Here is a 21,040-nt window from a genome sequence, read left to right as displayed (position 1 = left end):
TGTGAATCTGGTTCACTTATGGGTATGCTGCTGTCGAGCATCCCGATCTCCGCTATCCGGGCCTTCGAAGCGGCTGCGCGCACTGGCTCCTTCAGCGATGCGGCCGACGAGTTGCATTTGACGCCGAGCGCCGTCAGCCACGCGATCCGCAAGCTGGAAAGCACCATGAGCACCGTTCTGTTCGAGCGGAGTGCTCGTTCCGTCCGTCTAACGCCCGCTGGCGAGAACCTGATGCGCCACGCCGGTGCGGCCTTCGACAATTTGCGGCGCGGGATCGAAGAAGTCGCAGGTCGCGGGCCGCAGCTCCTGAGGGTGCATTGTGCCCCAAGTTTCGCAGCGCAATGGCTGGCCCCGCGCCTGACCAAATTTCTCGCGGCCGAACCGAAACTGGAGGTTCGGCTCGCCGCCAATACGGAGTACGCCCGCTTCACGAACGACGATTTCGATCTGGACATCGTCTACGGTTCACCTCGCGGTGAGGGCCTCGAAGTGATCCCGCTTGGTGAGGAAACCGTCACCCCTCTGTGTGCTCCTCAAATCGCGAAGAGAATCCGCCAGCCAAAGGATTTGTTGAGCCAAGTTCTTATTCGCTCCGACGTGAAGCAGGTTCAATGGTATCAATGGTTCGCCGCGAACGGGCTCGAACCTCCAGCGATCCATGGAATGCGATTCGACCGCAGCTTCCTCGCAATAGCCATGGCTTGCGGCGGGGTTGGCGTGACGTTGGAATCAACTCGGTTGGCTGAAAGTGAGATAGCGTCGGGGCGCCTGATAGCGCCCCTGGCTGGCCGCTCCACCGACATCCGCTACGTTGGTCATCATCTAGTGTTCCCGCGCGCTGGCCGTCAGCGCCGCGCTTTGCAGACCTTCGTGGAATGGATCAGATCTGAGATTGCGCCAAGTTCATAGATTAGCGTGAGCTGGAGCTGACATCCGCTCCTGACCCTTCGCGTTATTTCGTCGCGCTGCGGAATTTGGTCGCTATCGGGCCATAGCGGATTCTGGCAAGCCGTCCGCCCGGCAGATTTATGGGTTCATCGTCTAGAACGAAAACACGCGCTGATAGCTGAGCGGGGCCATTTCGCGCATAGCTCCCCCTTGTTCCGTTTCGAACAGGTCAAACCAAGAAGCCTCCGAGCAAAGCGCGATGTCGCGTTCGCAACAACGGCGTTGCCACCGCGCGAGACGCGCTAACTGCCGTTAATCGTTGTGGGTTTTGTGTTCGCGAAGCGCTGGCATGCTGGTTGCAAAAGTTCTGGTCCGAAGCCGCTCTTGCAACAGCTAACCTTGAGGACATCAGATGAGTCTCGCCACGACCCAGAGTATCGCAGATATCAGGGCTCGCAACAAACAGCTGATCGAGGAGGTGCTGAAGGTCTATCCGGAGAAAACCGCGAAAAGGCGTGCCAAGCACCTCAACGTTCATCAGGCCGGCAAGTCCGACTGCGGGGTGAAGTCCAACATCAAATCCATACCCGGCGTGATGACGATCCGAGGCTGCGCCTATGCGGGATCCAAGGGCGTGGTTTGGGGACCGATCAAGGACATGGTCCATATCAGCCATGGTCCTGTTGGCTGTGGTCAGTATTCGTGGGGATCGCGCCGCAACTATTACGTTGGTACGACGGGGATCGATAGCTTCGTGACCCTGCAATTCACCTCCGACTTCCAAGAAAAGGATATCGTATTCGGTGGTGACAAGAAACTGGTCAAAGTTCTTGACGAAATCCAGGAGCTGTTTCCCCTCAACAACGGCATCACCATCCAATCGGAATGCCCGATCGGACTGATCGGCGACGATATCGAAGCTGTCTCAAGAACTAAATCCAAGGAGTATGGAGGCAAGACCATCGTGCCAGTCCGCTGCGAGGGTTTTCGTGGCGTATCGCAGTCACTAGGTCACCACATTGCCAACGACGCGGTACGTGACTGGATCTTCGACAAGCTCGAGCCCGACGGCACACCAAAGTTCGAGCCGACGCCTTACGATGTTGCGATCATCGGCGATTACAATATCGGCGGCGATGCCTGGTCATCGCGAATTCTGCTGGAGGAAATGGGCCTGCGGGTGATCGCGCAGTGGTCCGGGGACGGTTCACTCGCTGAACTCGAGGCAACTCCGAAAGCAAAGCTCAACCTTCTGCATTGCTACCGTTCAATGAACTACATCTCCCGCCACATGGAAGAGAAATTCGGCATCCCCTGGTGCGAATACAACTTCTTCGGACCTTCAAAGATCGCAGAATCGCTGCGGAAGATTGCGGCCTATTTCGACGACAAGATCAAGGAAGGGGCCGAGCGCGTGATTGAAAAGTACCAGCCGCTGGTGAACGCAGTGGTTGCGAAGTATCGCCCGCGCCTGGAGGGCCGGACGGTCATGCTGTATGTCGGCGGGCTTCGTCCGCGTCACGTGATTGGCGCCTACGAAGACCTCGGGATGGAAGTCGTGGGCACCGGATACGAGTTTGGCCACAACGACGATTATCAGCGCACCGCTCAGAACTACGTAAAGGACAGCACGCTGATCTATGACGACGTCAATGGGTACGAGTTCGAGCGCTTCGTCGAAAAGCTCCAGCCTGACCTCATCGGCTCGGGCATCAAGGAGAAATATGTGTTCCAGAAGATGGGGGTGCCGTTCCGGCAGATGCATTCCTGGGACTATTCGGGTCCATATCACGGCTATGACGGCTTTGCGATCTTCGCGCGCGACATGGACATGGCTGTCAACTCGCCTGTCTGGAAAAAGACGAAGGCGCCCTGGAAGGAATCGCCGAGGGCCAAGCTCTTGGCTGCAGAATAGGGCAACAAGTCACGCTCTTAGCGGAGAGCTGAGGCGATCAATTTCGACAGTAAAAGGATCTTAATAATGGCGCAAAGTGCCGAGCACGTGCTCGATCATCTCGAACTGTTCCGCGGTCCAGAATACCAGCAGATGCTGGACAAGAAGAAAATGTTCGAGGATCCCCGCGAGCCTGCCGAAGTCGAGCGTATCAAGGAATGGACGAAAACGCCGGAGTACCGCGAGAAGAATTTTGCGCGGGAGGCGCTAACGATAAACCCGGCCAAGGCCTGCCAGCCGCTTGGCGCCGTATTCGCCTCCGTCGGCTTTGAAGGCACGCTGCCATTCGTCCACGGCTCGCAAGGCTGCGTGGCCTATTACCGCAGCCATCTGTCGCGACACTTCAAGGAGCCGAGCTCCTGCGTCTCATCGTCGATGACGGAGGACGCTGCTGTATTCGGTGGCCTGAACAACATGATCGACGGGCTCGCCAACAGCTACAACATGTACAAACCTAAGATGATTGCGGTCTCCACGACCTGCATGGCTGAGGTGATCGGCGATGACCTGAACGCCTTCATCAAGACGTCCAAGGAGAAGGGCTCGGTTCCGGCGGAGTTCGACGTGCCGTTCGCCCACACGCCGGCCTTCGTCGGCAGCCACGTCACCGGCTACGACAACGCGCTCAAGGGCATCTTGGAGCATTTTTGGGACGGCAAGGCCGGAACGGCGCCGAAGCTGGAGCGCAGGCCGAACCAGGCCATCAACATCATCGGCGGTTTCGATGGCTATACCGTCGGAAACCTTCGCGAGATCAAGCGCATCCTGGAACTGATGGGAATCCAGCACACCATACTCGCCGACAACTCCGAAGTCTTCGACACCCCGACAGATGGCGAGTTCCGGATGTATGACGGTGGCACCACGCTGGAAGACGCAGCCAACGCCGTTCACGCCAAGGCGACAATCTCCATGCAGGAGTGGTGTACGGAGAAAACGTTGCAATTCGTGGCCGAGCATGGTCAGGATGTCGTGTCCTTCAACTACCCGATTGGCATATCCGCAACGGATGACTTGCTGGTGGCGTTATCGCGGATCGGCGGCAAGGACATTCCCGAGCAACTCGCACGAGAGCGTGGCCGCTTGGTCGATGCCATCGCCGATTCCAGTGCGCATATCCATGGCAAGAAGTTCGCGATCTATGGTGATCCGGATCTCTGCTACGGAGTAGCTGCCTTTCTGCTCGAACTGGGCGCCGAGCCAACCCATGTGCTTTCCACCAACGGCAACAAGGCATGGCAGACAAAAATGGCGGCGCTGCTTGCCAGCTCGCCGTTTGGGCAGAGCTGCCAAGTCTACCCTGGCCGGGACCTCTGGCACATGCGCTCGCTCCTATTTACCGAGCCGGTCGATTTTCTGATTGGCAACACGTACGGCAAGTACCTTGAGCGCGACACTGGAACGCCACTGATCCGAATTGGCTTTCCAGTCTTTGATCGGCATCACCATCACCGCTCGCCCGTTTGGGGGTATCAGGGCGGCCTGAATGTGCTGGTCAAGATCCTCGACAAGATCTTCGACGAAATCGACAAGAAGACCAACCTTCTTGGCAAAACCGACTACAGCTTCGACATCATTCGTTGATGACGAATGGTGCACGTGCCATCGCCGAACGCGGCGATGGCACAAACGCATTAAACACTTTCAATTGACTTCCGCTGAGGGGAAAACGGATGAGTTCGCTGGCGGCTACGGTCCAGAATATTTTCGACGAGCCGGGCTGCGGCAAGAATGGCAATAAGCCGGAGGCTGAACGCAGGAAGGGCTGCACCAAGCAACTGCAGCCGGGCAGTGCTGCGGGGGGCTGTGCCTTCGACGGTGCCAAGATCGCGCTGCAGCCGTTTACCGATGTCGCTCACCTGGTGCACGGTCCGATTGCGTGTGAAGGCAACTCCTGGGACAATCGCGGCTCCGCGTCTTCTGGCTTGAACCTGTGGCGGACCGCATTCACAACCGATCTGAACGAAACCGATATCGTGTTCGGAGGCGAGCAGCGGCTGTGCAAAGCAATCAAAGAAATCATTGATAAGTGGGACCCTCCCGCGATCTTCGTCTATCAGACTTGCGTCCCGGCGATGATCGGCGACGATATCGATGCGGTCTGCAAGGCTGCGTCTCAAAGGTTCGGTAAGCCAGTGATCCCGATCAATTCCCCCGGGTTCGTTGGCTCCAAGAACCTGGGTAACAAGCTCGCCGGCGAGGCCCTGCTCGAACATGTCATCGGAACGCAGGAGCCGGACTACACAACGCCGTACGACATCAACCTGATCGGAGAATACAATCTTTCGGGAGAGCTCTGGCAAGTGAAGCCATTGCTGGACGAGCTCGGAGTCCGGATTCTCTCCTGCATCTCTGGCGACGGAAAGTATCGCGAGGTCGCTTCTTCTCATCGCGCGCGGGCGGCGATGTTGGTCTGCTCAAAATCTATGATCAATGTCGCACGCAAAATGAAGGAACGCTACGGGATCCCGTTCTTCGAGGGGGCGTTCTACGGTATCCAGGATTCGAGCGATTCGCTTCGCCAGATCGCCCGCTTATTGGTCGATCGCGGCGCCCCCGAAGAGTTGCTCGGGCGCACTGATGCGGTGATCGCGCGCGAGGAAACGCGCGCCTGGGCTGCCATCGAACCGTACAAGCCACGATTCAAAGGCAAGAAGGTCTTGTTGATTACCGGCGGCGTCAAGTCATGGTCGGTCGTGGCGGCGCTGCAGGAAGCCGGTCTCGAATTGGTCGGAACCAGCGTGAAAAAATCGACCAGGGAGGATAAGGAACGCATCAAGGAGCTGATGGGGCAGGATGCCCACATGATCGAGGAGATGACGCCGCGCGAAATGTACAGAATGTTGAAAGAAGCGGAGGCGGACATCATGCTGTCGGGCGGCAAATCGCAGTTTGTCGCACTGAAGGCGGCGATGCCCTGGATCGATATCAACCAGGAGCGGTGCCATGCCTATCTGGGCTATCTTGGAATGGTCAAACTGGTGGAGGAGATCGACAAGTCGCTCTCCAATCCGATGTGGGAGCAGCTGCGTCGACCTGCGCCATGGCAGGTCTTGGCGAAGGCGATGGTGCAGATGCGATCACCGCTGGCCGAGATCGCTTGCGATCCTGCGCTCGGCGAAACGGCGCGCCGAGCCAAGGAGATCTGCTGCTGCAACAAGGTCGATCTCGGAACAATCGAGGATGCAATCACCGCGCATGGCTTGATCAGCGTGGAAGCTGTCAGAGAGCACACCAATGCGGTCGGCGGCTGCTGCAACAGACGCATCGAGGGAATCTTGGCGGCCTCACCATCTGCCCTGCCACAGGCCGCAGAATAAGGACCTGTTATGGCCCTCGTCAAAGCGTCTACAAAATCTTGTGCGGTCAATCCGCTGAAGATGAGCCAGCCGATCGGTGGAGCCTTCGCCTTTATGGGGTTGCGTGGGGCTATGCCGCTTATGCACGGCTCGCAAGGCTGTACATCCTTCGGGCTCACGCTCTTCGTGCGCCATTTCAAGGAAGCAGTACCGCTGCAAACCACCGCTATGAGCGAGGTCGCAACCGTGCTCGGCGGCTACGAGAATCTCGAGCAGGCGATACTCAATATCCACAGCCGAGCCAAGCCAAAGATCGTGGGGATCTGCTCGACCGGGGTTACAGAGACCAATGGCGACGATGTCGATGCCTACCTCAAGCTGATCCGGGACAAGCATCCGCAACTTGCAAAATTGCCGCTGGTCTATGTCTCGACACCAGATTTCAAGGGAGCGTTCCAGGACGGCTGGGAGAAGGCTGTGGCGCGCATTGTGGAGGCGTTGGTCGAGGGGCCGGGCGTAAGTGGACTGCGCGACCCATCCAAGGTGAATGTTCTTCCAGGATGCCACCTTACCCCCGGTGATCTAGACGAACTCCGGGCCATCCTGGAGGATTTCGGATTGCGGCCGTCTTTTTTGCCTGATCTGGCAGGCTCGCTTGATGGGCATATCCCCGATGAGTTTACGCCGACAACCATAGGCGGCATCGGCATCGACGAAATTGCGAGCATGGGACGCGCTCAATGGACAATCGCAATCGGCGCACAGATGCGACGCGCGGCGGAGGTCCTGCAGGCCAAGGCCGGCGTGCCATTTCGCCTGTTCGAACGACTTTGCGGTCTCGATCCCAACGACGAATTTATCACCTTTTTGAGCGAGATCAGCGGCCGGCCCGTACCGGTGAAATATCGGCGGCAGCGTGGCCAGCTCGCCGATGCAATGCTGGACGCGCACTTCCATATTGGTGGTCGCAGAGTTGCGATTGCCGCCGAGCCGGACCTCCTGTTCGACCTGTCCACTATGCTGCATGACATGGGTGCGCAGGTGACCGCAGCAGTGACAACCACGCAGTCGGTCGTTATTGAGCGAGTCAAGACCGAGGAAGTCTTCATCGGCGATCTCGAGGATCTCGAAGAGCTCGCCAGAACCAGGCAATGCGACCTGCTGATCACGCATTCGCATGGCAGGCAAGCGGCGGCTCGGCTGAAAATCCCGTTCTATCGCGCGGGCTTTCCGATGTTCGATCGGCTTGGTGCAGGACACCAGCTATCCGTCGGCTACCGTGGTACGCGCGACATGCTCTTCGATATCGCCAATCTCGTGATTGCTGACCGCGAGGAGAATCATCAGCCTACGCCCGATAGCTGGCGAGCTCCGCCCGCACTGCCACGACGAGCCGGCTACAGCTCGCATGGCGCAACTGAGAGGCCGATAGCATGAAGGTCGCATTCGCTACGCAAGATCTTAGACGGGTCGATGCGCATTTTGGTTGGGCAAAGAATATCGCAATCTATGATGTCGCGCCGGGCGGGCACGTATTTCTTAAAGCAGTCGAGTTTGAGGGCGATTTCAAGGAGGACGGCAACGACGATAAGTTGGCGCCAAAGATCGAGGCAATCAAGGATTGCGCAATTCTCTACGTCGCCGCCATCGGCGGTGCTGGGGCCGCGCGGGTGGTGGCCAACAAGATCCATCCCATCAAGGTGAGCAAGCCGGAAAGCATCCTTGAGCTGCTTGAAAAGCTTCAGGACGTACTGAAGGGAACGCCACCTCCCTGGCTTCGCAAGGCCATGGCCAAGGACCAGCGCCGCGCGTTTGAGTTCGACAAATGAGGTGAGATGACCGAAGAAATTGTGCGGCAGGGTAGCGGCATCGACAAACCGTTCCTCATGGAGTTGATCAAGATTTGGCGTGCTCAGGATGCCAACGGCGCCTGGACGAAGAAGAGCGATCTCGACCTGCTCGAACCCTATATCTTGGATAAGGAGAAGCGGCGCGCCCTACCTATTGTCGGCGATCCCGATCCGGACACGCTGTGGCGGCTTGAACTATTCTTCGACGCGGTCGCGCTCTCGATCGAGAGGGTCACCGGTGTGATGATCCAGCCCATTATGAAGCTGCATCATGAAGGCTTCGGCCGCGTGGTGTTGATCGCTGGCCGGCTGATCGCCGTGAACAAGCAGCTACGCGATGTGCATCGTTTCGGCTTCGTTAGTCTCGTAAAGCTGGCACAGGAAGGCGACAAATATGTCAACGACGGAATCGAGATGGTTCGCAGATTTCCGGACGTGGCGAACTATTGAGGACGCTCATGAGCGAACGTGAAGCATTGAAAGCAGAACTGAAGAAGCTGTCAGGCAAAGCGCTGCAAGCCAAAATGGATTTGCACGACCTGTCGGAGGAATTGCCCGTCAACTGGGGCTCGATCATGACGGTGGCGCAGAAGGCGTACGATGCCTATGCCGAACTCGAGCGCAAGAACCATGATTTGAAGGCGTTTGAAAACAATCAAAGGGGCTGACTTATGTCATTTGCAGCGCGCGATGGCCGCAAGTGGATACCGGAATACTTGATATCGATCGATGACAAGAAGTGCATCGGTTGTGGCCGCTGTTTCAAAGTGTGCGGTCGAGATGTAATGACCTTGAAGGGAATCAGCGAAGAGGGCGAGCTTGTCGATCTGGACGATGACGCGGACGATGAGATCGAAAAGAAGATCATGGTTCTGAATGATCAGGGCGCATGCATCGGCTGCGGCGCCTGCGCCAGGGTGTGCCCGGCCAATTGCCAGATCCACGCCTCAGTCGGAGCGGAAGTCGCGTGAGAAGACCGCCTCGTCCAACCGCAGCAGAGGATAGTGCACGCACATGCGCCGCCTGCGGATGACGCGCACGTGGTCAGTGAGCTCGCAGCTTTGATCAGGCCGTCGTGCTCAAACCTCCGAGACCAAGTGACTTGGAAATGATTGATTGGGTATTTTAGTTGGTTGAGAGTAACAACGTCGAGCGGCACGTCGTTGATCGCCCGTCCGCGACAAGGGACACGCAGTTCATCTATCCAGTGGAGCCTTAAGGCGGCCGAGTCGTTGTCTGTCTTCCGGCGGATGCCTTGCCGAGCCCGTGGTGGGCCGGTGGCGTGGTAAGCTTGTGGTCAGCTAGAGATTGTATCCTCGTCGGCAGAGCTTGCGCGGCACGAGCTCGATTGCGTGCAATTCGCCGATAGGAGAACGATCCGGATGTATGGCAGAATCGTTGGCTCATCCAGCCAGTCCACAAGCGCTAATCAGGCTGATGATTCGAGCGAGGCGGGAGATAGCCCCCGTTTTGCGGAAACAGTTGCGCGCATGGAGCGAGGTGGGTCGTCGTCGGGGGCCGCGGCGCCATACTCTCTGAGTTCCGATCCACCCATTATCGAAATCCACGAACAAGACGACTTCATGGATCTCGTGGAGAGATACTTGCGTCGCGATATCATGGACATCGCAGACGACCCACAAGAAGAGTACCCTGAGTTTGTCTCGAAGAAAGCTGAGTGGGCTGCAACTGTTGCTGGAGCCTATGCCAACACTTACCATGACCCGAATAGACCCGCGCGGTTCTTCAGCTATCAACTGGGTAACGAAAGTGTCGGCCTGCTAGCAGTGGGTGGCCCGGTCCGGATCAAGGGAGACCGGTTTCGAGAACAGTTCGGGCGTAACGATATCACGTCCGTAGTAGATCTACGCGTTACTCACCCGCTCGTCGAAAACGCAGGCGATATCCTGCTCGAGCATCAATTGCGATTGGACGGCGATCATCCATTGGTATTGTCACGTCCTGCCCGACCGGGGATGGAGCCCCGTCTGGCTGAAATGGGTTTTGTTCACGTGGCTCAAAATCACTGGGTGCTCGACCCTCACCAGCATCCCGAAGTGTGGACGAAGAACGAGAACGACAAGTGGCAGCGAGTAGACAAGCCTACAAAATATCTTTCCAAAGTCGAAGAGGCCCGCAGCGGTCGTCAAGAGAGCGTTGAGACGAATTCATCTGACGATGACCCTTCGTTTTACTTGGAGCGCGAACTTCGACGAATGGCTGTTGAAGACGATTCGGAATAATCGGAGTGCGGCGGAACCGATCGGTTTTTCGCCATAGCTCGCGCACGAGCAGAAGTCGTAGCCTTGAAGGGGGCGTGCGCCACGTCGCGCTCCCTTATGCTTGCCAGATACCGGTTCGCGAGTTGGTTGGTGGAGCTGGGCCGGCCTTGTGTCATACGTGCCGGAGGGCCTGCGGCGCCGAGCCAGCGGGGCTTTGGTACGGTTTGGGAGAGGACCTGCTTTAGTCCGGCTTTTTGAGCGGCAATCTGAGGCAAATGCGAGAACCGATTGCGCTCACGAAATCAGTACTTTCGTTGAATCCGATATCACTTAGGCGGTTGCGAAGTTGGCGATCGTGAAAATCGTTCTGCGACGGCTAGCGCGAGGTGCCCCATCGGGAGTGCGACCAAACGAAGCGTTCCAGCATACGATCGAGCGTCTTGTCGGGCTCGTCCAGCAAATGGACGAAATTATCGGTAAAATAGAACATCAGCGTTATAGAGACGCCCGAGAGCGCCAATGCGCGTACGCCGGAGGCGGGATGGATCGCTACGCCAGGAGCAGCGAGTTGCGCACGCGCTTGCGATTCTGCTAGCCGGACAAGGTGTGCGGCACCGAAGGGGGCGCGTTGGGCTAAGAGAACGGCACGCAGCACTCGGACGATTCTTACAGCTCAAGGCACAGCAACAGTGCAGAGCCCTTGCGATAGACGAGCAATGAATGCAGGTAGATGCTATTTACGCGATTTGTGGTTTTAACGACATTCCGAGCCGCAAGGCCATGGGATTCCACCTTATGGTCCTCGATCATGACGGCAATCACCGGCCGTGGTCCATCGTTGTGGTGCGCTGGGGTAAGAAGGTGCTTGGCTATGTCAATAGATGCCAGCACAACGGCGTTGCTTTGGACTGGGAACGAAACGAGTTCCTCGATCCAGACGGCGTCCGGCTGATGTGCGGCAAACACGGATCCACCTTCGAGCTCGGAACCGGGCTGTGCGTCGATGGTCCGTGTAAGGCAGAACGCTCACGCCGATCGCCTTGACAGTTCTGGATGGCGATATCTGTGTCGTCGGCGTGCGTCTTGTCGAAGACGATGCGTCCCGGAACGAATGACGTCCGCGCTCAGACCGGCCGGTTCTCGTTGCGGTTTTTTACCGGCTCCATCCTCTCCAGCCCGTCTTCGTAGGAGATCTCGTCGTAGGATAGATCGAGAGCCTTCGCCGCATCGAGGAGGTAATCAAGCTTGCCGCCCGCATCCAGTTTCTTGAGGTCGTCCTTGTTGAGCCCGACCAAGTCCATCATCTCCTTCCAAACAGTGGATTCATCGCATGGCAGGACGTGGAAGGTAATGCCACCGAGCTTGATGTGGTACTTCGCCAGCAAATCGACGTTGTTACAGAACAAGAAATAGCTGCCCTTTTGGCTTAACGCACCGTCAAGCACAGCCGCGACGTCAGCAAGATAGGCGAACGAGTGCAGGTAGCCGGCCAGTACCGGGATAGTACGTTCTCCGTCCTGCGCGACCGTCAGAACCTGTTCGATCGAATAGTCCGGTGGCCGCTTCTCGTCCGCGACTTGCGTCTGAAATTTGAGTGCTATGTCGCCGCGAAAGCCAAACCGGCCCGGCTTGGTCGTCCCGCCCTTGAGTACAGCATTGAGCAGGCGGCCCTCCTTCTCAAGTCGACCGAGTGCGGTGTTCTCGATTGCAGTCATTAAATTCGTCCTCGATTTGAGCTTTTCACCGGCGCGCTGGCCGATGCCAGATGCGATGCAAATTGCTTGCCGCCGCATCTGTAACGACCTCCAGCCGTGCCTCGAAACAAAACGCGTATGCGAGAGGCGATCGCCTCAGGCAGCGTTGTCACGAACTCGACACCGGTCCCGAAGCCGACAGATGCGATCAAAAAAAGGTAAGTGGGGTCAAGCTTGTGCACGCTGGCACATGACTTGCCATTGTCGGGCAGACCTAAGCTCATGAGAGGGTAAGCCATGATCAACCTGACAGACAGCGCAGTGAGTGCCATCAAAGGCGCGATGGCATCATCGACGAACCCGACCGGTGGCCTGCGCATTATGGTCGAAGCAGGCGGCTGCAATGGGTTCAAATACAAGATGGGCTTGGCCGAGGCGCCGACGCTTGGTGACACCGTGATCGAATGCGGCGGTCTGAAGGTGTTTGTCGACAGCAAGAGCCATGAGCATCTGCTCGGCACGACCATTGATTTCGTCGTGGCGCCGGAGAGCTCGGGCTTCACCTTTCAGAACCCGAACGCCGCCGCGAGCTGCTCCTGCGGCAAATCGTTCAGCTGATAAAGAGGAAACATCGCAGCATGCTGGCTGAACCGGAAGAAGTATGGCAATCGTCGGCTGCGAGAGTGCGTCGCATTCGCGGCGCAATCGGACAGATGCGAGCGGATCTGCATGGCGATCGTGGCGACTGTCGGCTCATCGGGACCAATAGTCACAGGACCATCGCCAGTCTGAACGGCGCATCCGCGTTCTATAAGCGTCCTAGACTGACGCTGGACCGCATTCAGACGAGGCTGGTCGACAAAATCGGCGAATGCGTTCGTCTCGTCCCGATTGCGGCTGTCGGCCAGGCGCTGGATTGAGCGGGATTCAAGTGCCGATTTACCTCGACAATAATGCAACGACCCGGACCGATCCATCCGTCGTGCAAGCCATGTTGCCGTTCTTCACAGAGCAATTCGGCAACGCTTCATCCACGCATGTCTTTGGCGGCGAAGTCGCAGTCGCCATGAAGCAGGCCCGGGGTAGATTACGGGGGTTGCTAGGCTGCGCATACGATCGTGAGATCGTTTTCACCTCGGGAGGGACCGAGGCCAACAATGCCGCGATTCTCTCTGCGCTTGCGACCCAGGAAGGCCGCGACGAGATCGTCACCACCTCAGTCGAGCACTCTGCCGTTCTTACTGTAACTGAGCAATTGGCGGCAAGCGGAGTCAAGACGCATGTCGTACCGGTAGATTCCCGCGGCCGGCTCGATATCGAGGCGTTTCGGAGTGCGCTCGGACCAAGGACCGCGATTGCCTCCGTTATGTGGGCCAATAACGAGACCGGTACGATATTTCCTGTAGAGTTTCTTGCAGGGTTGACCCATGAGGCGGGCGCGCTGTTTCACACCGATGCGGTCCAGGCCGTCGGCAAGATGCGCGTAGACCTTAAGGATAGTGCGATCGACATGCTGTCGCTATCCGCGCACAAACTGCATGGTCCCAAAGGCATCGGCGCGCTATATCTGCGCAAAGGGACAAGTTTCCGGCCGCTGATCCGGGGCGGATCCCAGGAACGACGGCGCCGCGGCGGAACGGAGAATATTCCCGCAATCGTCGGCCTTGGAAAGGCTGCAGAGCTAGCGGCGGAGCGGCTTGAACCGGAGCGCGTTCGCATTGCTGCGTTGCGCGACCGCCTGGAGCAGGGGATACTGCACATTGGTCAGTGCATTGCGCTCGGCGATATCAGTAACCGGCTGTCGAACACGACCAATATTGCCTTCGACCATCTCGAAGGCGAAGCGATCGCCCATCATCTCAATCGGGCCGGCATTGCTGTGTCGCTCGGATCAGCCTGTAACGCGGGCTCAATGGAGCCATCGCATGTCTTGCGGGCCATGCAGGTGCCGGCGTGGAGCATGCGTGGCGCGGTGCGCTTCTCGCTATCGCGAGAAACCTCATTTGCAGAGGTCGACGAGGTCGTGTGCGCCGTGTCTGACATCGTGGCTCGCCTGCGCGCCGCTTCGCGGGAGTCGGCTCGCTTGGCGAGCCATGGTTCACAGTCAAGGAGTTCAATGTGAAAATCATGATCCGCCGGTCTCCAGAGGCAGGCCTGTCGATCTACGTACCAAAGAAAGATCTCGAAGAGCCGATCGTTGAGTCCGAGTATGAGACGCTCTGGGGTGGGTGGATCAAAATAGCCAACGGTTGGGTACTCGATTTGCCCAAGATGGCGAGCGATACAAAATTGCCAATCACAATCGACGCCAAAAAACGAGGAACGGACGGAGAGGGTCAGTGAAGGGGCCTCGGCGGATCGACTTGGTCGATGCAGCTGAGGCTAGGACCATTCTCGTCGACATCGCTGCCGGGTTAAGGGTTGCGCGCGTCGTGCCCTATCTCGGTCCTGGCCTCACCGAACTGTCCAGATCCGATGTGCCGACTTCGCCCGAGGCGCTGGCCGACTTCTTCGCCAGCAAGGTTGCACTGCCTCGGCGGGCCAAAGGCAATGCATGGGCATCGGCGCAGCATATCGAGGTCAGCAAACATCGCTCTACGCTGACGACATTGATGGTGCAGGCCTTCGCTCGGTCAGCGGAGCCGACGCCGCTACATCATCATTTCGCGTCCCTGTCGCTTCCCGTCATCGTCGATGCATGGTACGACGGCGCAATGCGCGCCGCGCTGGGCAAGCGCGAGGGCTGGGGTGAAGTTCAGGGCATTACCCGTGCCGGCATTGGCGAGAATCGTTGGTACCGCTTCTATGATTTCTCTGGCCAAGAGGTCGACAGTGCCGTGGCCGGTAGCTGGGCGACAGTGCTCTATAAGCCGCATGGCAGCGTGCGTCCAGCCAACAACTTCCTGATCTCCGATGCTGACTATGTCGAGGCCGTGACCGAGATTGACATTCAGAGTCCAATTCCGGACATCATCAAGGAAAGGCGGAGCGGACGGGCCTTTCTCTTCATCGGTTGTCGCTTTAACGACCAGCTGTTGCGCGGCTATGCGCGGCAGATTATCAAGCGCTCGGGTGGCGCCCACTATGCGATCGTCGATCCGGACACGCTGTCGCGCAACGAGCTCCGTTTTCTGCTCGAACAAGGTCTGGCGCCGCTTGCGATTCGGCTCCCTTGCGCGGTTGAGATACTGCTCAACCGTTAGATGTGTGAAGCTGGATAGCCCGACTTGTATCGCCAGTTGTGAGTGGGGGCGGCGCACGAAAGGCCCGCTCAGATGGAGCTGGGTGTTGCGCGCGCTTTGCCGCCATCATTGACGCGCCAGCCCGCGAAGCTCTGAGTGAGGATGGGGACGCATCTGTCGCATTCTTAACAAGCGTATCACTGCGGCTCTTACATGTCTCAACGTCGGCCGGGTCCGCTAACGCTATGACAAACCGATGAAAGTTCGTCTTCTGCGCCGTGGCATGTGAGTTGCTACGCCTCGTCTAGAGGCTCGCTCACGGATGGTCCTGGGAAGCCAATGTGCCTGCGGGGAAAAAGAGAATGAATGCGGTCGTGGGGGGCGGAGGATACGCCAAAGCTGCGCTGGATAACGGCACGATGATGCAGTCTGCCGCCGAGCAACAGGGCTGTCGCATCGCAGCCAAGACCGCCCAGGCAGACTGCGGGTCACGGACAAGCCAAGGCGATCTGCCGAGCGAAATCTGGGAAAAGGTGAAGAACCATCCCTGCTACAGCGAAGAGGCGCATCATCATTACGCCCGCATGCATGTGGCGGTCGCGCCGGCCTGTAACATCCAGTGCAATTACTGCAATCGCAAATATGACTGCGCCAATGAATCTCGCCCGGGCGTGGTGAGCGAGAAGCTCACCCCCGAGCAGGCGGTGAGAAAAGTGCTCGTGGTCGCGACCACCATTCCGCAGATGACCGTGCTCGGAATCGCTGGTCCCGGCGATGCTCTCGCCAATCCAGAAAAGACGTTCAAGACATTCGAACTGGTCGCCAAGGCGGCCCCCGACATCAAGCTGTGTCTGTCGACCAACGGACTGGCTCTGCCGGACCATATTGACACGATCGTCAGGTCCAAAATCGACCACGTGACCATCACTATCAACACGATCGATCCCGAAATCGGCGCCAAGATCTATCCCTGGATCTTCTTCAACCATAAACGCTATACCGGCATCGATGCGGCGAGGATACTAACCGACCGTCAGCTGCAAGGACTGGAGATGCTTAGCGAACGGGGGATCCTGTGCAAGGTCAACTCGGTGATGATCCCCCACATCAACGATCAGCACCTGGTCGAGGTCAACAAGGCGGTTAAGGCGCGCGGTGCCTTCCTTCACAATATCATGCCGCTGATCTCCGCGCCTGAGTACGGCACGGTGTTTGGCCTAAACGGTCAGCGGGGGCCGACGGCGCAGGAATTGAAGACGCTGCAGGATGCTTGTGAAGGGAAGATGAACATGATGCGGCATTGTCGCCAGTGCCGCGCTGATGCTGTCGGACTGATCGGAGAGGATCGCAGCGCAGAGTTCAGTACCGATCAGATCATGAAAATGGACGTCAAATATGACCTTGGGACGCGCAAGGCTTATCAAGATAGGGTGGAGGACGAGCGGGCCGCCAGCGTCGTGGCCCACCAACAAGAGCTTACACAGTTCGCCGGCGAGACGAGCGCGATCACGGTTCTGGTGGCAGTCGCAACGAAGGGCTCGGGACTCATCAACGAGCACTTTGGGCATGCAAAGGAATTCCAAGTATACGAACTTTCCACATCCGGCGCCAAATTCATCGGTCACCGTCGCGTCGACGTCTACTGTCAGGGCGGTTATGGCGAGGAGGACAGGCTTTCGACCATCATTCGTGGCATCCATGACTGCCATGCGGTGTTCGTGGCCAAGATCGGTGGCTGCCCAAAAAGCAACCTGATCAAGGCCGGGATCGAGCCAGTCGATCAATACGCGCATGAGTTCATCGAGAAGTCGACGATCGCCTGGTTCAGGTCCTATCTAGACAAGGTGAAGAGCGGCGATGTCCAGCATGAGAAGCGCGGGGACGCCGCGATCCGCCAGGGAGCTCTGATCTCCGCGGCGTAAAGGGGGGTATATGCCATTCAAGATCATCGCCTCTCAGTGTACCAGCTGCTCAGCTTGCGAACCCTTATGCCCGAACGTTGCCATCTCGGAAAAGGGAGGAAGCTTTGTCATCGAAGCGACGAAATGCACCGAATGTGTTGGCCATTTCGACGAGCCGCAATGCGCCGCGGCCTGTCCGGTCGACAATACCTGCGTAATTGACACCTCCTTGCCCCGCTATCGGGCGCCAGCCTAGGACGCGAGCTTCCGTGAACGGCATGCCAAGAGCTGGGACTGAAAGCGTTGCAAACTTCGTTGCTCGCCGGCAGCGGAGCGTCGGCAGACATTTCATTTGGCGCGGCAGGCCAAAAACGCCTCTCAACTCCGAGCGTAGGCTTCTGGCCAGCGCCGTTATCGTTGATGTGACTGACGAGGTCACGCTGATCGGCGCATGCCCGGCGGGATCAGCCTTACCGAGCCGCAACATCGCGGAATGTGCCGGGCGAGCGAAGCTACCGATGACCTTCGAGGCAGCAGCCAAGTCGGCATCTGCCGGTCAGGGAGCGCTGCTCGCGCGCACTTTGTTCGGCGAAGTCCCGGGCCAAGACTGGAGGATGGTCAACGTGACTGACGCTGCACTTGATCACGCCGATATCATCATGCCGCGGTTGCATCCCACCGTGTTGAAGGATCTCACCGGCCTCCCGATATGGGCCGGCAATCTGGAAGCAGGGGCGAGGCAGCGACCAAGCTGCTCGAACTCGAACTGGCTGACACGATCGGTACCGAATCGTTCGCGGACGTCCTGCAGCGGAGGAGCCAATCCGAAGATCGATCACATTGGCAACGCTGCCCCGGGGCATCACTCTAGTTGCAGTGCCTGCGCTCGTCCGTCGCGCAAGAAGGGCTGCGACTACCGGCGTTCGGCTATTTGCGCAAATGATCGTGCCGGCAACATTTCCAGCACTTCTCCCAGCGCAATCCCGCGCTCAGCAACGGCGGCACGTGGCGCGCAGACGGCGAGATCCGAGCGATCGTGTCCATGCAGGCCAATGCCGTCGTCTTATCGTCGATGCTCGATGGCCATAGAAGCCTCGTCGCCCAAGCCGGAACATCGTTTCATACGGAGAAATGATGCCGAGGCTGACCGACAAGGAGCTGGCGACGCCCTCGCGCGCCACTTCGCCCGGCAGCTCCGCAATCAATCGGTCTGCGCTGAGGACGTCCAGTTCCGACACATCGTGCCGCGTCGCGCTGCCGTTGCGGGGCTACTTGGCGTAGCTACGGGCCGATACGCCAGAGCGCGGCTAGATCTCGCGGAATGGCTGTCACTCGGGGCACGGACTGCCCTACAGCGACATCCTGGTGTCGGCACAAGCTGGCGAACCGCATTGCGGTGGGCGAATCGGCTGAGTGCGGCGAGGGATGAGCACAATCGTGGAGGATGTCTCCTGGTCGGGCCGGGCAGCACCCCTGCATGTCTGCCGGCGAGCGATGCATGAGGAGCGCTACATGAGCGGTATTGTTCGCGACAGCGACGTCGTCGAGCTCGACGAGCCCCCTGTCTTCAGTTTTAGCCAAAAGGTACGAGCCAATCGCACCATCCGGAATGATGGCACCTTTCGTGGCAAGGAGATTGGCGACATCTTGGTCAAGAAGGGAGAGATCGGTTACGTCATCTCGATCGGCACATTCCTGCAACAGTTCTACATCTACGGTGTCGAGTTTATGGAAAGCGGCTACCGCGTTGGCATGAAGCGCAAGGAACTCGAGCCGGTGGATGCCTGCGAGGAGATCGATGATGTGCCATTGCTGTAGGAGGCCGTGTCGTGGATGAAGGCGGTTTTCTGAAATATCGGCGGGGCCAGCGGGTTAAAACCGCAGTCGATATCATTAACGACGGCTCTTTTCCCAATGCGGAGCCTGACGGGGTCTTGCTCGGCGCCGGAGTGGCCGGAGAGATCATCAGGGTTGCCATCCATACCAAAGCGAACGTTCCGATCTATACTGTCGATTTTGGAGAGCGGTTGCTCATCGGCTGTCTTGAAGAAGAAATCACAGGTCTTTGAAGGGAGGCTTTCGCATGAATGCCGGGCTGATGAGGAAGGTCAAGACCGGGCTGGTGGCGCACCCCAACGAGCTTGATCGCAAGCGGATCGAGCGCAGCTTGAGCTCCCGCACGCGCTATCTCTACGTCTCGCCGAAGGTGACACCGGTGAAAGCCGGCTACCTCGTCGAGAGCCCCTGTTGTTCGCGCAATATTGACAAGGACGGCGCGTTAATCGACGTCGCGCTGATTCTTTATGATGGCGTGAGCGGAATTTGGAAGGTGTTTTGCAAGAACCACGCCCAAGGAATCTGGGAATTTTACAGCCTATATCACCGCCTGACTTTAGCGATCGACGAATTGAACGCGGATCCGGAGCGTCTGTTCTGGCAATGAGGGGCGGCTTTTGAGGGGCCACAGAGGAGCCACGATGACGCTCACTGCGCAGGAATTGATTGAAATCGAGCAGCTGCTTGCGGCCGACAGGGCCGAGGAGGAGCCGTTTGTCGAGCTGCGGCGCCGCTTTCCGCAGCTTGCTTGTGTGCGCTGTGATGCGTCGGATATGACGGATCAGCCATTCCGGCAGTTTGTGCGTTTCGATCTCCATCTGATCGATGGATCGGATCACTGCGTGCAGATTACGGCCGATCCGGCACGGGCGACTGGCATCATATTGGCCAAAAGGACCGCTGCGCAGTGAGCGGTACTGAGCTCGCAGAGCATCCGTGCGATGGCGCGCATAATGTGGAGAATAATGCGTCCTTCATCCCACTGTCGGACCCGGATATTACCGTCGCTGAGCTCTCTGCAGTGGAAACCCTGCTGTGTTCGTCGCAGATCTCCAGCGGGCCGATCACTGAGGCGTTCGAGCAGGCCTTCGCGGTCTATCTGGGCCGCAAACATGCCGTTGCGGTTTCGAGTGGTACTATTGGGCTCCTGCTTGCACTCAAGGCGCTCGGGATCGGAGCAGGACACGAGGTCATTGCCTCGCCCTACGCCTTTCGCGAAGCAGCGCATGCCATCAGTCTCGCAGGCGCACGGGTGGTATTTGCCGATGTCGACTTTTGGTCGGGAACATTGGTTCCAGCGAAGGTCGAAGAGAGCATTACGGCGAGCACTCGGGCGATAGTCGCCGGCAATCCCAACGGTCATCCTGCGCCATGGGCAGAACTGCGGACGGTCGCACAGCGCCACCGGCTGCTGCTCTTGGAGGATTCTACCGAGGCGATCGGGTCGAGCTACAAGGGGGAGCTCGTCGGCCGATTTGGCGACCTGGCCGTGTTCGACTTTGCCCAGCCGGTAGCCCTAAGCTGCGGTGAAGGCGCAATGGTGGTGACGGATGACATCGATATTGCGGTTGGGTTGCGCCGCCATCGCGCCCACCGCCTGGACGAGCGATTCTCAGTTGTCGTCGCGAGCACAGCACCTTACCAGGCTGGCATGAGCGATCTCACGGCTGCCTTGGGGCTGGCGCAGCTGAAGCGTCTCGATGAAATCCTGGAGCGGCGTCGGCTCATCGAGCAGCTCTATAACGCGCATATCCAGTCATTTGAAGGCATCAAGCCGCCTTATGTCGGTCCCGATGTGACGGATGTGAACTGGATGCTTTATCTCGTTCAATTGGGGACACGCTTCACGCGCTCCGGTCGGGACGCCATTATCGATGATCTGCGCGCCGCCCAGGTTCAATCCGCTGCCTACAGCCAACCGTTGCATTTGCAACGCCACTATTTTGACCTTGGCTATCGCCGTGGCGATTTCCTGGTTACCGAAAAGGTCGCCGATCGCGCTTTAGCGCTGCCGTTTCACACCCATCTCACGAACAAGCAGATCGAGTTTATCGTGGAGACCATGAAAGATGCGTCGATCAACGTGGGCGCAGGTGCGGCGATCTACTGAGATGATCGTTATGCACCAGATGAAAGGGAGCAGGATCGATTGAGCACAATCGTAGCTCTGGGCGTGCGCGAGATGAGAAATCGAGCGAGCCGCATGTCATGCGA

The 21,040-nt window shown here is 58.2% G+C and carries 23 protein-coding genes and 1 pseudogene; 23 read left to right on the top strand and 1 reads right to left on the bottom strand.

The genetic code is table 11. From position 1 onward, the window contains the following. The first annotated feature begins 27 nt into the window (after positions 1 to 27). From J2R80_RS41785 to J2R80_RS41735, 11 genes and pseudogenes are all read left to right on the top strand, one after another. Complete coding sequence (locus tag J2R80_RS41785) at positions 28 to 909, top strand: LysR substrate-binding domain-containing protein (RefSeq protein ID WP_253641099.1); 882 nt, start codon at positions 28 to 30, stop codon at positions 907 to 909. A gap of 391 nt (positions 910 to 1,300) precedes the next feature. Beyond that, positions 1,301 to 2,803: a nitrogenase molybdenum-iron protein alpha chain gene (gene nifD / locus J2R80_RS41780; protein WP_253640846.1), complete on the top strand. Its 1,503-nt coding sequence runs from the start codon at positions 1,301 to 1,303 to the stop codon at positions 2,801 to 2,803. 66 nt (positions 2,804 to 2,869) lie between these two features. Continuing rightward, complete coding sequence (nifK, locus tag J2R80_RS41775; protein WP_253640845.1) at positions 2,870 to 4,426, top strand: nitrogenase molybdenum-iron protein subunit beta; 1,557 nt, start codon at positions 2,870 to 2,872, stop codon at positions 4,424 to 4,426. Positions 4,427 to 4,515: 89 nt separating this feature from the next. After that, complete coding sequence (gene nifE, locus J2R80_RS41770) at positions 4,516 to 6,162, top strand: nitrogenase iron-molybdenum cofactor biosynthesis protein NifE (RefSeq protein WP_253640844.1); 1,647 nt, start codon at positions 4,516 to 4,518, stop codon at positions 6,160 to 6,162. A 9-nt stretch (positions 6,163 to 6,171) separates the two neighbouring features. Next, positions 6,172 to 7,578, top strand: coding sequence for a nitrogenase iron-molybdenum cofactor biosynthesis protein NifN (nifN, locus tag J2R80_RS41765; RefSeq protein WP_253640843.1), 1,407 nt, complete (start codon positions 6,172 to 6,174; stop codon positions 7,576 to 7,578). Then, a complete protein-coding gene (gene nifX / locus J2R80_RS41760) occupies positions 7,575 to 7,970 on the top strand; it encodes a nitrogen fixation protein NifX (RefSeq protein WP_253640842.1) in 396 nt (131 codons plus the stop codon). Before nifN ends, nifX begins: the two co-directional genes overlap by 4 nt. 6 nt (positions 7,971 to 7,976) lie before the next feature. Further along, the gene (locus J2R80_RS41755; RefSeq protein ID WP_253640841.1) at positions 7,977 to 8,441 is read left to right on the top strand and encodes a NifX-associated nitrogen fixation protein; all 465 of its coding nucleotides are present in this window, start codon (positions 7,977 to 7,979) and stop codon (positions 8,439 to 8,441) included. An 8-nt stretch (positions 8,442 to 8,449) separates the two neighbouring features. Continuing rightward, positions 8,450 to 8,659, top strand: coding sequence for a CCE_0567 family metalloprotein (locus J2R80_RS41750; RefSeq protein ID WP_253640840.1), 210 nt, complete (start codon positions 8,450 to 8,452; stop codon positions 8,657 to 8,659). Positions 8,660 to 8,662: 3 nt separating this feature from the next. After that, positions 8,663 to 8,962, top strand: coding sequence for a ferredoxin III, nif-specific (fdxB, locus tag J2R80_RS41745; protein WP_229157522.1), 300 nt, complete (start codon positions 8,663 to 8,665; stop codon positions 8,960 to 8,962). A gap of 411 nt (positions 8,963 to 9,373) precedes the next feature. Continuing rightward, a complete protein-coding gene (locus tag J2R80_RS41740; RefSeq protein ID WP_253640839.1) occupies positions 9,374 to 10,234 on the top strand; it encodes a host specificity protein in 861 nt (286 codons plus the stop codon). Positions 10,235 to 10,933: 699 nt separating this feature from the next. Next, positions 10,934 to 11,328, top strand: a pseudogene (locus J2R80_RS41735) (Rieske (2Fe-2S) protein). 9 nt (positions 11,329 to 11,337) lie between these two features. Here the strand turns inward: J2R80_RS41735 and J2R80_RS41730 are convergent. Then, complete coding sequence (locus tag J2R80_RS41730) at positions 11,338 to 11,928, bottom strand: hypothetical protein (RefSeq protein ID WP_253641098.1); 591 nt, start codon at positions 11,926 to 11,928, stop codon at positions 11,338 to 11,340. Between the two features lie 276 nt (positions 11,929 to 12,204). On the opposite strand from J2R80_RS41730, the gene J2R80_RS41725 reads away from it, so the two are divergent. From J2R80_RS41725 to J2R80_RS41670, 12 genes are all read left to right on the top strand, one after another. Continuing rightward, complete coding sequence (locus J2R80_RS41725) at positions 12,205 to 12,525, top strand: iron-sulfur cluster assembly accessory protein (protein WP_253640838.1); 321 nt, start codon at positions 12,205 to 12,207, stop codon at positions 12,523 to 12,525. 20 nt (positions 12,526 to 12,545) lie between these two features. Continuing rightward, a complete protein-coding gene (locus tag J2R80_RS41720) occupies positions 12,546 to 12,827 on the top strand; it encodes a hypothetical protein (protein WP_253640837.1) in 282 nt (93 codons plus the stop codon). Beyond that, the gene (gene nifS / locus J2R80_RS41715) at positions 12,824 to 14,029 is read left to right on the top strand and encodes a cysteine desulfurase NifS (protein ID WP_253640836.1); all 1,206 of its coding nucleotides are present in this window, start codon (positions 12,824 to 12,826) and stop codon (positions 14,027 to 14,029) included. Before J2R80_RS41720 ends, nifS begins: the two co-directional genes overlap by 4 nt. Continuing rightward, positions 14,026 to 14,250: a putative nitrogen fixation protein NifT gene (nifT, locus tag J2R80_RS41710; protein WP_253640835.1), complete on the top strand. Its 225-nt coding sequence runs from the start codon at positions 14,026 to 14,028 to the stop codon at positions 14,248 to 14,250. The genes nifS and nifT overlap by 4 nt, the downstream gene beginning before the upstream one ends. A gap of 14 nt (positions 14,251 to 14,264) precedes the next feature. Continuing rightward, complete coding sequence (locus J2R80_RS41705) at positions 14,265 to 15,110, top strand: SIR2 family protein (protein ID WP_253641097.1); 846 nt, start codon at positions 14,265 to 14,267, stop codon at positions 15,108 to 15,110. Positions 15,111 to 15,451: 341 nt separating this feature from the next. Beyond that, a complete protein-coding gene (nifB, locus tag J2R80_RS41700) occupies positions 15,452 to 17,011 on the top strand; it encodes a nitrogenase cofactor biosynthesis protein NifB (protein WP_253640834.1) in 1,560 nt (519 codons plus the stop codon). Positions 17,012 to 17,021: 10 nt separating this feature from the next. After that, a complete protein-coding gene (locus J2R80_RS41695) occupies positions 17,022 to 17,246 on the top strand; it encodes a 4Fe-4S binding protein (RefSeq protein WP_253640833.1) in 225 nt (74 codons plus the stop codon). A 1,256-nt stretch (positions 17,247 to 18,502) separates the two neighbouring features. Next, positions 18,503 to 18,808 (top strand): nitrogen fixation protein NifZ, encoded by a 306-nt coding sequence (locus J2R80_RS41690; RefSeq protein ID WP_253640832.1) that lies wholly within the window; start codon positions 18,503 to 18,505, stop codon positions 18,806 to 18,808. Between the two features lie 11 nt (positions 18,809 to 18,819). Beyond that, positions 18,820 to 19,059: a nitrogen fixation protein NifZ gene (locus J2R80_RS41685; protein ID WP_253640831.1), complete on the top strand. Its 240-nt coding sequence runs from the start codon at positions 18,820 to 18,822 to the stop codon at positions 19,057 to 19,059. Positions 19,060 to 19,073: 14 nt separating this feature from the next. Continuing rightward, positions 19,074 to 19,433: a DUF3024 domain-containing protein gene (locus J2R80_RS41680; RefSeq protein WP_253640830.1), complete on the top strand. Its 360-nt coding sequence runs from the start codon at positions 19,074 to 19,076 to the stop codon at positions 19,431 to 19,433. 34 nt (positions 19,434 to 19,467) lie between these two features. Further along, on the top strand, positions 19,468 to 19,737 hold the full coding sequence (locus tag J2R80_RS41675; RefSeq protein ID WP_253640829.1) for a hypothetical protein: 270 nt from the start codon (positions 19,468 to 19,470) through the stop codon (positions 19,735 to 19,737). 44 nt (positions 19,738 to 19,781) lie between these two features. Next, positions 19,782 to 20,936 carry an aminotransferase class I/II-fold pyridoxal phosphate-dependent enzyme gene (locus J2R80_RS41670; protein ID WP_253641096.1) on the top strand — a complete coding sequence of 385 codons (1,155 nt, stop codon included), beginning with the start codon at positions 19,782 to 19,784 and terminating at the stop codon, positions 20,934 to 20,936. Positions 20,937 to 21,040 lie beyond the last annotated feature (104 nt).

Source organism: Bradyrhizobium sp. USDA 4541, from assembly GCF_024171085.1.
Taxonomy (GTDB): Bacteria; Pseudomonadota; Alphaproteobacteria; order Rhizobiales; family Xanthobacteraceae; genus Bradyrhizobium; species Bradyrhizobium australafricanum.
The sequence above is the reverse complement of the archived record's forward strand: the minus strand, read 5'-3'. Positions and strand labels throughout refer to the sequence as shown.